This is a genomic window from Streptococcus australis (genome assembly GCF_019930045.1).
GTDB classification, from domain to species: Bacteria; Bacillota; Bacilli; order Lactobacillales; family Streptococcaceae; genus Streptococcus; species Streptococcus australis_D.
Genome location: NZ_JAHZQQ010000016.1, coordinates 26737 through 37215 on the forward strand (window position 1 = coordinate 26737; position 10479 = coordinate 37215).

A 10479-nucleotide genomic window follows, 5' to 3' on the forward strand; every position below is an offset into this window, starting at 1 on the left:
CTTTCCTATTTGAAAAATGAGGTCCCAATTCGCACAAAAGTCGCACCGTTAGCAATCGCCACATCATAATCACGACTCATTCCCATGCTTAACTCTGTAAAGGGCATATTTTTCAACTGTTTCTTTTGTAATTCTTTTTGAAGTTGGTGAGTTGCTGCAAATATAGCTTGCAACTCGTCCTGACTTGCCTCAAAAGGAGCCATCGTCATTAAGCCAACAATTTGTAGGTTATCCAAGCCTTCTAGTTCAGGAAGAATCGCATCGAGCTCTTCAGGAGCAAATCCATGCTTGCTTTCCTCTCCAGAAATATTGACTTGTATAAAACATTTAATTGGGTGACTCGCCCTTTTTTGAATTTCTTGGGCAAGCTTCATAGAATCTAAAGCATGGAAGTAATCTACATAATTGATAACTTCTTTTACTTTACGACGTTGGAGACTACCGATCAAATGCCAGGTCAGTCCCTCAACTTTTAGAGCTTGGTATTTTTCTAGAAATTTATCAACACGGTTTTCACCGATATGACAGACTCCTGTATCAACCAAAGCCTTAGCTTGTTCGATACCAACATACTTAGTAACAGCAATCACATTGACCTGATCCGTGCGGTTTGCTGTTTCCATTGCTTGTGCAACCTGCGAGAATATTCGCTCTTTATTTTCAATCAGATTCATTCTTAACGATTACGGAAAAATGGTGGTGTTTCCAACTCATCATCTTCTGAAGAAGAATCCACATAGCGTTCAACTTGACGACCAGTGCTGGTATCAGACTGACGTACAATGTTTTCACGACGAATGTCCCAATCTCCAAACGCAGATCCACGAGGTGTTTCTTGTTTAGCACGTGATTGAGGAGTAGGCATTTCGATTTCTTCCTTCAAATCGAATTCGCGATCGAATTGTGGAGTTTGTGGACGTTGTTCACGTGGTCCAGTTTGGTAATAACGTGCTGAACTTGGTGCATGAGATGCAATTCCACTAACTCTTTCAACTTTGTCCTGACGAACACCAGTTGCGACAACCGTTACGCGGATTTCATCTTTCATTGATTCATCAATAGATGTACCGAGCCAAATGTTTACGCCATGACCAGCTGCTTGGTTAACAATTTCAGAAGCTTCTTCTGCTTCAATCAAGGTCATATCCAAACCACCAGTAACGTTGACGATCACATCTTCAGCACCGTCAATGGTTGTTTCAAGGAGTGGTGAGTAGATAGCTTTACGAGCTGCTTCAATGACACGCTCTTCACCATTACCTACACCAATACCCATCAAGGCATTTCCTTTATTTTCCATAACAGTCTTCACGTCAGCGAAGTCAAGGTTAATCAAGCCTGGGCTTGTGATCAAGTCAGTAATCCCTTGAACCCCTTGGCGAAGGACATTATCTGCTTCGCTCAATGCTTCAAGAAGTGGTGTTTTCTTATCTACAATTTCTAACAAGTTGTTGTTAGAAATGATCAACAAGGTATCCACATGTTCGCGAAGTTCATTGATCCCTTCGATTGCAAAGTTTCCGCGTTTTGTTCCTTCAAATCCGAAAGGACGAGTCACAACGGCTACTGTCAAAGCACCAACAGCTTTAGCAATACGAGCGATGACTGGTGCAGCACCTGTACCAGATCCTCCACCCATCCCTGCAGTGATGAAGACCATGTCTGCACCTTGCAAAGCTTCTGTCAATACTTCTTCACTTTCTTCTGCGGCTTTACGACCAACCTCAGGTTGACCTCCAGCACCCAATCCACGAGTCAACTTAGGACCCAATTGGATAACTGTTTCTGCTTTTGCACTTGAAAGTGCTTGTACGTCTGTGTTTGCTGCGATGAATTCTACACCAGCAACTCCTTCGTCAATCATGCGGTTGATGGCATTACCGCCACCGCCACCGACACCGATTACTTTAATAACTGCACCTTGTGCCGCTGCTGTGTCAAATGAAAATGTCATAAATACTTACACTCCTTAATCAAACATATTACCGATTAAATTCTTCATTCGGTCTGTAAAGGTAGTTTTTTCTTCTTGTTTTTGTTCTTCAACTGGATGTTGTTGCTCGACGTTAACTACAGGCTCAATTTCTTCCGGTACATATGCTGGAACAACTGGTTGCTGTACTGGTCGTTCAAACTGAACTGGTTGCTGACGTAGACGTTGATCTCCATGTACAGCAGCTTGAGCAAGAATATCTACATCTGTTAGATTTCCAGCATATTCAGACAAGCTAATCACGTGGGCAAAAGCTGGATTGCGGATACCAATTTGATTTGGAACATACAATTTCACATTTACACCAAAGACTTCTTGCGCCAATTCTTCAATACCAGGGAGAATAGCGCCACCACCGATGATAACAATTCCTCCAGGCAAATCAAGCAAATGTCTTCTTTCAAGATCTTGTTTGATTTGGTCGAAGATGTGTTTGATTCGAGCTGAAATAATCTCTGCCAAATATTTTTCAGATACTTGAACAGGTTCTACTTCACCAATCACCTCAACGTGGAAGACTTCGTCGCCAACTGATGGAACATAAGCTTCTCCATAGTTGAACTTCAAGCCTTCTGCTAATTTTTGAGAAGTCTTCAATACTTTAGAAATATCTTTAGTAACGTAATCGCCACCTTCTTGGTAGATATTTGTAAATTGAAGCTCTTGATTCCGAACAGAAGCTACTGTCGTTTGACCTCCACCTAAATCAATGACGGTCGCACCAAACTCACGTTCTCCTTCGTTCAATACAGACTTAATCATTGCAAGTGGTGAAATAATGATGTTCTCAACTTGCAAACCAGCACGTTCAACTGTTTTCCGTAAATTATGGAGGACAGTTCTAGGACCAGTATACAAGAGACCACGCATTTCCAAACGGATTCCCATCATTCCACGTGGATCGCGGATTCCTTGGAAACCATCAACTGTGAACTCTTCTGGAATAAAGGTAATGACTTCACGGTCTGGAGTCATACTCTTTGTCAAAGCAGATCTGACAACATTTTCAACATCTGCATCCGTAATTTCTTTTGAATCACTGGTTACAGGAATCATTCCTTGAGTTGCTTCAATTTGAAGAAGGTTCGCTGGCAACCCAACGTTCACAAGATTGATTGAAATTCCTGCTTTTTCTTCTGCTTGGCTTACTGCACTTTTAATCGCATTAGAAGCAGCCTCAATATCAACAATAATTCCATCTTTGACGCCAGCACTTTTCGCATTGCTGACTCCAATTACATTCATTTCTCCATTGACATGTTCTGCCACCAATACTTTTATTGAACTAGTACCGATATCTAAACCTGTAAAAAAGCCGTTTCTAGCCATTACACCAGTCCTCTCTCTTTTGTTTTCCTATACGTCAATTAATAGCTCCATTTTAGTTAGAACTATCCAAATTTCATTATAACACAAAAATGCCCATAGTGGGCATATTTTCTTTATTTATTTCAGATAATTTATGAGGGTTTACTCAGCGGGAACTTCTTCGTGTTGCTCGGTTACGACTGCACTCTCATCAGAATCTGTCGAGTTAGCATCAGCTTCTTCTGTTTTGTTCCCTTCCCCTTCTTCTTTTTCTTTCTTTTCCTGAGCTAAAGTAGCCATTGTTTCTGCATTGTAACTGTATATACCTGCTTCCATGTCAATGACACTGTCATCTTCAATTAGCTTGCGAATTTGATTGTAATAAGGCAATTTACGCTTGATCTGAGATACAGGCACTAAAACCTTTGTGCCATCCTTCATGGTCAGTGTCACTAAATCCTTAGTCACCTTGCTCGGTGTCAAGTCCACTGACTCAATTTCATCACGCACAGAAGATGGTATTTTCCCCAGTTGTTTCACAAATTGTCGGACCAATTCACGATCAGAAAAACGAACAGTCAGGTAAGCCTTGGGAAGCTGATCAGCAGCAACTGGTGTCTCTACCACTTCCCCATTTTCTAAAATGGGATAGTGATCTTCCTCCGTCACATAGTAACCAAAGACCTGGTGTTCCTCAACCTGAACCTTAAACGTCGTAGGGAAGGCATAAGTCATCGAAATATCTTTGACCCACGGACTCGCTGCCTTCATATTTGCAAGATAGCGATCCCGATTCAAAAAAGTTGTCAAGGTATAATCCCGATCTTGGATCTGACTCTTTTCAAACAACAAAGTCTGATCCGCATTTTTATTCCCTGAGAATTCGATGATTTTTTGCTTAGCTAAGGGGGTTAAAAGATAGACAGAAAAGACTGCAATCAAGGTACTGATCACCAAAACAGGAATAGCTCGATAGATGTGACGTCTCGCAATCTGACCTTCCTTTTTGGCCTTCTTCGCTAGTTCCTCTTCTTCGAACCTATCTTCTGAAGGCTCTGTTAGGTAGATGATTTTTTCTTCTTCATTCTCTTCGTCTATTCCGTCAGGAAGTGTTTCTTGCAATCCCTCCTCAGCTACACCAGCTACGTTCTCATCTTCCTCTACTTCTGCAGACTCGCCATCTTGCCCACCTGCTTCTGGATCTTCAGAAGGAATTTTTTGATTCAGAAGTTCCTGTCTTTCCTTCTCTTCTTGTGCCTTCTTTTCTTTTTCTTCTTGCTCTTCTAATTGTTTCTTTTTTTGATACTCCTGGTTTCGTCTCTGCCATTCAGAGAGCTTGGTTACTTCCTTAGGAGTATTTTGGTTCTTCTTATCCGTCATTTTTTCCTTTTATTAATTTCTTGATGAACTAGACTGTAAAATTCATCCAAGGAAAGCAATTCATTCGAAGCCTTCATCGCTTGATGATAGCTTTCAGCCTCTTGGAACATTTTATCCATCATTTCTTGCAACCGATCCATGCTCAATTCTGGCTCGGCGATGGTTTCTGCATAGCCTTTTTCCACAAAGTATTGAGCATTTTCAATCTGATCTCCCCGACTAGCTTCTTTCCCTAGGGGAACGATGATATGGAGCTTATTCATGGCCAAGAGTTCAAAAATCGTATTGGCACCACCACGGGTCACTACTAGGTCTGCCTTTTGGAGCAAAGGAAGATAGTGATCCGTCACGTAATCCACGCGATAAAGATGAGGTGCTTGTTCATTCAAGGAAGAGTCCCCTGTCAAATTAATGACATTGTAGCTTGCCAACAAGGCTTCTCGATGATTTGTGACAAACTCATTGAACACTCGCGCGCCAGCAGAGCCACCCACAAAGAGGAGGGTTGGCAACTGTGGATCAAATTGAGCAAATACTGCTTCCAATTCTACTGGGGTTGGAAGGGCTTCCTGATGAACCTTGGTCACAGCCCCCACATGTTGGGCTTTCACTAGGCTTTTCGGCTGCTCAAAGGTTGTGAACATTTTTGTCGCAAACTTATAAGCAATTTTATTGGCCAAGCCCATGGAACGGTCGGATTCATGGACCAATACAGGAACAAAACAGAGTCGTGCAGCCACTACCGGAGGAACAGAAACGAAGCCTCCTTTAGAAAACAAAACCTGTGGCCGTACACGAAGCATGATCCAAATTGATTGGAGAATTCCCCAGAAGACCTTGAAGATATCCAACATATTTTGCCAAGAGAAATAACGGCGCAACTTGCCCGTCGCAATCGAATGGAAATGGATGTCCAAACCAGACTTCAAAATCTCTTGGTGTTCAATCCCTTTCTTGTCTCCAATATAATGAACTTCCCAACCATCCTCGATGAAGCGAGGGATGAGGAGAAGGTTCAAGGTCACATGCCCAACTGTACCTCCCCCTGTAAATACTATTTTTTTCATATTAATTTTTCAACTCTTCTACTGTTTTAAGGAACTCATCGCCCCGTACTTCAAAATTCGCGTACATGTCCCAACTGGCATTGGCTGGACTAAGCAAGACGATATCGCCCGGCTCAGCTAATTCAAAGGCTTTGCGCGTTGCGTCTGCCACATCCGTCGCATCTAGATAGGACACACCCGCTTGATCCGCTGCTCGTTTCACCCGTTCAGCAGACTCTCCAAGGATGATCATTTTTTTAAGACCAGTAATATCTGGCACCAATTCATCAAACTCATTGCCTCGGTCCAAACCACCGGCGATCAAGATGACATGAGCGTTATCAAAGCCAGACAAGGCTTTTTGGGTTGCTAAGATGTTGGTAGACTTACTATCATTGTAGAATTTCACCCCTTCAATCTCAGCTACATACTGCAAGCGGTGCTTCACCCCGCCAAAGGCTGATAAGGTTTCTTGGATAGTTTGATTGTCAACACCACGAAGTTTGGCCACTACAATTGTAGCTAAAACATTTTCTACATTGTGGCTGCCTGGTACTCCAATTTGGTCTGCTCGCATAACGGCTTCACCTCGGAAGTAAAGGACACCATCCTCTAAATATGCTCCATCTACCTTTTCTTGGGTTGAAAATGGCACCACAGTAGCCTCTGTTTGCTGAGCCAAGTCTTTGGCTAGATCTTGGTTAAAGTTTAGTACCACAAAATCCTTGGCAGTCATATTCTTTTGAATCGCCCATTTTGCAGCTACATAGCCTTCGAAAGATCCATGGTAATCCAAGTGGGTCGGCATCAAATTGGTAATGACTGCGATTTCTGGATGGAAGGCTTCAATACCCATCAATTGGAAAGAAGATAATTCCATTACCAATGTGTCTTTTGCTGTCGCTGTTTGAGCGACTTGACTAGCAGGAAAACCAATATTTCCAGACAAGAGACCGTTTTGTCCAGCAGCCGTTAATACTTCTCCAATCATGGTAGTGGTGGTTGTTTTTCCGTTTGAACCAGTGATTCCGATGATGGGCGCTTCTGAAACGAGGTAGGCCAATTCAACTTCGGTCAAAACAGGGATGCCTTTTTCAAGGGCTCGTTCAACCATAGGATTCGTGTAAGGAATTCCAGGGTTCTTCACCATCACTGCAAAGTCTTCATCCAAGAGTTCCAGAGGATGTCCTCCTGTCACAACTTTGATTCCTTCTTCCAGCAAGCTTTGGGCTGCAGGATTTTCTTCAAAGGCTTTGCCATCATTCACTGTTACGATAGCTCCTAGGCGATCGAGTAGTCGAGCTGCAGATTCTCCAGACTTAGCCAATCCTAAAACAAGGACTTTTTTATTTTTAAATGTTTCAATGACGTTCATAGCTTTTTTCTCTCCAATTTGTTCACCTTCTATTTTACCCTTTTTTAGACAAATTAAAAAGTCTAAAGACAGCAAAAATGACCTCTTCAGCATCTTTCATAAAAAAAGAGTCGCCATGATTTTATATCACAACAACTCTATTTTATGGAGACAAGCTCTCCTGTTTATTCTGATTTATCCAAGCGTTTAGAAGACTTGGTCGGCAATCGCGAAATATCAACGAGGGCCAAGTAGCCTACAAAAGCAAGGAAGGCGCCCACAAAAAATTCTGAAGGCAATTGGAAAATTTGGAAAATCGCTAAGCAAAGGAGGATGACCAAAGAGACCAACAATACGACTAGGGTAACTACATTCAGAGTTCCTCTGATGCTCTTTGGAGCTGCAAAAAGGTAAAAAAGGAGGATCAAAATACCTATAATTAAATAAACCATTTTGTCACTCCTTTCTTATTTCTTATTCAGCTGCAGCTGATTTTTTCTTTTTGTTTGCTTTTTCGCGCTCTGCCTTATTCAAGATTTGTTTACGTAGACGGATTGATTCAGGTGTTACTTCCATGTACTCATCGTCGTTCAAGAACTCGAGTGATTCTTCAAGCGTCAAGATACGAGGAGTCTTGATAACCGCTGTTTGGTCCTTAGTAGCGGAACGAACGTTAGTCATTTGTTTAGCCTTCGTGATATTAACAGTCAAGTCGTTCTCACGAGAGTTTTCACCGATGATCATGCCTTCGTAAACCTCAGTACCTGGGTTAACAAAGATGGTTCCACGTTCTTCGATAGACATGATAGAGTAGGTTGTTGCCTTACCAGTATCGATCGAAACAAGGGCACCACGGTGACGACCACCGATTTCCCCTGGAATCAATGGCAAGTATTGGTCAAAGGTATGGTTCATGATCCCGTAACCACGAGTCATTGACAAGAATTCAGTTGAGTATCCAATCAAACCACGCGCAGGAACAAGGAAGACCAAACGAGTTTGACCGTTACCTGTTGCAACCATATCCAACATTTCACCCTTACGTTCAGAAAGGCTTTGGATGACAGACCCTTGGTATTCTTCTGGTGTGTCGATTTGCACACGTTCAAACGGCTCACATTTCACACCATCGATTTCTTTAATGATAACCTCTGGACGAGATACTTGAAGCTCGTATCCTTCACGACGCATGGTTTCGATCAAGATAGACAAGTGCAATTCCCCACGTCCTGAAACGGTCCATTTATCTGGTGAGTCTGTTGGTTCTACACGAAGAGAAACGTCTGTTTGCAATTCTGCTTGAAGGCGCTCTTCGACCTTACGAGAAGTAACCCATTTCCCTTCACGACCAGCAAAAGGTGAGTTGTTGACCAAGAAGGTCATTTGAAGGGTTGGCTCATCGATATGAAGAACTGGAAGAGCTTCAATAGCATCTGTTGGAGTAATGGTTTCACCAACGAAGATATCTTCCATACCTGATACGGCAATCAAGTCACCTGCTTTAGCTTCTTGGATTTCACGACGTTCCAAACCAAAGAAACCAAAGAGCTTCGTAACACGGAAGTTCTTCGTTGTGCCGTCTAGTTTAGAAAGGGTTACTTGGTCCCCAACTTTTACTGTACCACGGAAGATACGTCCGATACCGATACGTCCTACGAAGTCATTGTAGTCAAGAAGAGACACTTGGAATTGAAGCGGCTCATCTGAGTTATCAACTGGAGCTGGGATGTGATCGATAATGGTGTCAAAGATTGGCGCCATGGTCTTTTCTTGATCTGCTGGATCATCTGACAAGGAAGATGTTCCGTTGATCGCTGATGCATAAACAACTGGGAAGTCAAGTTGGTCATCATCCGCACCAAGCTCGATGAAGAGTTCCAAGACTTCGTCTACTACTTCTGCTGGACGAGCAGATGGCTTATCGATTTTGTTAACTACAACGATCGGCACAAGGTCTTGTTCCAAGGCTTTTTTCAATACGAAACGAGTCTGTGGCATGGTTCCTTCGTAGGCATCTACGACCAAAACAACACCGTCAACCATTTTCATGATCCGCTCAACTTCTCCACCGAAGTCCGCGTGTCCTGGTGTGTCCATGATGTTGATACGAGTCCCGTTGTAAGCAACGGCTGTATTTTTCGCAAGGATGGTGATTCCACGCTCTTTTTCGATATCGTTTGAGTCCATTGCACGCTCTGCCAACTCTGTACGCGCGTCAAGAGTTTCAGATTGTTTCAACAATTCGTCAACGAGGGTTGTTTTCCCATGGTCGACGTGGGCGATAATCGCGATATTACGGATATCTTCTCTTAATTTTGTCATGATTTCCTCTATTGTATTCAAAAATTTATTTTCTAACTGAACGATTATACCACAATTTTAAGCAAATGACTTAACTCAAGTAAGTGTAAATGTTTTCATGCTTTCTTTCGAAAACCTTCTTTCTCATTCCCACTCCTATCCACTCTATTCATGAAAATCTTTCACCTCTTTATCCCTTTTCTTCATCCTTTTTCCGAATACTTGTGATTCTCTCCATTTCATGCTATCCTGTCTTTTATGAGATTAGATCAATTACTGGCCCACTACCAAATTCCCCGCAAAGAAATCAAACAGAGCCTAGCCAAAAGGCAGATTTTGGTTGACGGACTTGCTGCAACAAAATTATCCCAAAATGTCGATACAGGTCTTCAAGAAGTTCGCTGGAAGGATCGGATCCTTACCGACTGTTCCCATCACTATTTTCTTCTTCATAAACCTCAAGGACTGGTGACCGCTACCAAGGATGCCCAACATCCTACAGTGTTGGACCTCCTCCGAACAGAAGACCGGACCCCCAAGACCTATCCTATCGGTCGACTGGATCGGGATACAACTGGCCTCCTCTTACTCACAGACAATGGACCTCTAGGTTTCCAACTCCTTCATCCCCAATACCATATCGAAAAAGAATACGCGGCAACAGTCAATGGCCCTCTCGAACCCGCTCATATAGAGGAATTTCAAGAAGGAATCACCTTCTTAGATGGGAGAAAATGCAAGCCCGCTAAACTCGAAATCCTTAGCTCTAGCCTTACCGAAAGCCAGGCCCTTATCACCCTGTCTGAAGGGAAATTTCATCAGGTAAAAAAGATGTTTTTAGCTATTGGGGTCAAAGTTACTGCCTTAAAACGAGTTCAGTTCGGGGATTTTACATTAGATTCAGAGCTAGCAGAGGGTCAATACCGCCCTTTGAACCAAGATGAATTACAGATTATTAAAAACTATTTAGAAAACAGTTGATAAAACAAAAAAAGCTTTAGTTTTAAAGCTTTTTTTGTTTCCCCAATTGTCAAGTCAAGTGCAACAAAGTCATTCCTCTGATTAAGCGAGTGTTCTTCCAGCTGTTTGAGCTAGCT

At 42.5% G+C, this 10479-nt stretch carries 9 protein-coding genes; 1 reads left to right on the forward strand and 8 read right to left on the reverse strand.

What is annotated here, in order from left to right:
* Positions 1 to 5: 5 nt before the first annotated feature.
* The 8 genes from K1J10_RS04755 to typA form a co-directional block, all read right to left on the reverse strand.
* Positions 6 to 674, reverse strand: coding sequence for a YggS family pyridoxal phosphate-dependent enzyme (locus tag K1J10_RS04755; RefSeq protein ID WP_223356039.1), 669 nt, complete (start codon positions 672 to 674; stop codon positions 6 to 8).
* Between the two features lie 2 nt (positions 675 to 676).
* Positions 677 to 1954 carry a cell division protein FtsZ gene (ftsZ, locus tag K1J10_RS04760; protein WP_048715782.1) on the reverse strand — a complete coding sequence of 426 codons (1278 nt, stop codon included), beginning with the start codon at positions 1952 to 1954 and terminating at the stop codon, positions 677 to 679.
* Between the two features lie 15 nt (positions 1955 to 1969).
* A complete protein-coding gene (gene ftsA / locus K1J10_RS04765) occupies positions 1970 to 3322 on the reverse strand; it encodes a cell division protein FtsA (RefSeq protein ID WP_048789764.1) in 1353 nt (450 codons plus the stop codon).
* A gap of 141 nt (positions 3323 to 3463) precedes the next feature.
* Entirely contained in the window at positions 3464 to 4681 is a 1218-nt protein-coding gene (locus K1J10_RS04770) for a cell division protein FtsQ/DivIB (protein WP_223356040.1), read from the reverse strand.
* A complete protein-coding gene (locus K1J10_RS04775; RefSeq protein WP_223356041.1) occupies positions 4678 to 5748 on the reverse strand; it encodes a UDP-N-acetylglucosamine--N-acetylmuramyl-(pentapeptide) pyrophosphoryl-undecaprenol N-acetylglucosamine transferase in 1071 nt (356 codons plus the stop codon). The genes K1J10_RS04770 and K1J10_RS04775 overlap by 4 nt, the downstream gene beginning before the upstream one ends.
* A gap of 1 nt (position 5749) precedes the next feature.
* A complete protein-coding gene (gene murD, locus K1J10_RS04780; protein ID WP_223356042.1) occupies positions 5750 to 7102 on the reverse strand; it encodes a UDP-N-acetylmuramoyl-L-alanine--D-glutamate ligase in 1353 nt (450 codons plus the stop codon).
* Between the two features lie 164 nt (positions 7103 to 7266).
* Positions 7267 to 7533, reverse strand: coding sequence for a DUF3165 family protein (locus K1J10_RS04785; RefSeq protein WP_023026447.1), 267 nt, complete (start codon positions 7531 to 7533; stop codon positions 7267 to 7269).
* A 22-nt stretch (positions 7534 to 7555) separates the two neighbouring features.
* Complete coding sequence (gene typA / locus K1J10_RS04790) at positions 7556 to 9403, reverse strand: translational GTPase TypA (protein ID WP_048715791.1); 1848 nt, start codon at positions 9401 to 9403, stop codon at positions 7556 to 7558.
* A gap of 237 nt (positions 9404 to 9640) precedes the next feature.
* Between typA and K1J10_RS04795 the strand changes: the two genes are divergently transcribed.
* Positions 9641 to 10363 carry a 16S rRNA pseudouridine(516) synthase gene (locus K1J10_RS04795; RefSeq protein ID WP_223356043.1) on the forward strand — a complete coding sequence of 241 codons (723 nt, stop codon included), beginning with the start codon at positions 9641 to 9643 and terminating at the stop codon, positions 10361 to 10363.
* Positions 10364 to 10479 lie beyond the last annotated feature (116 nt).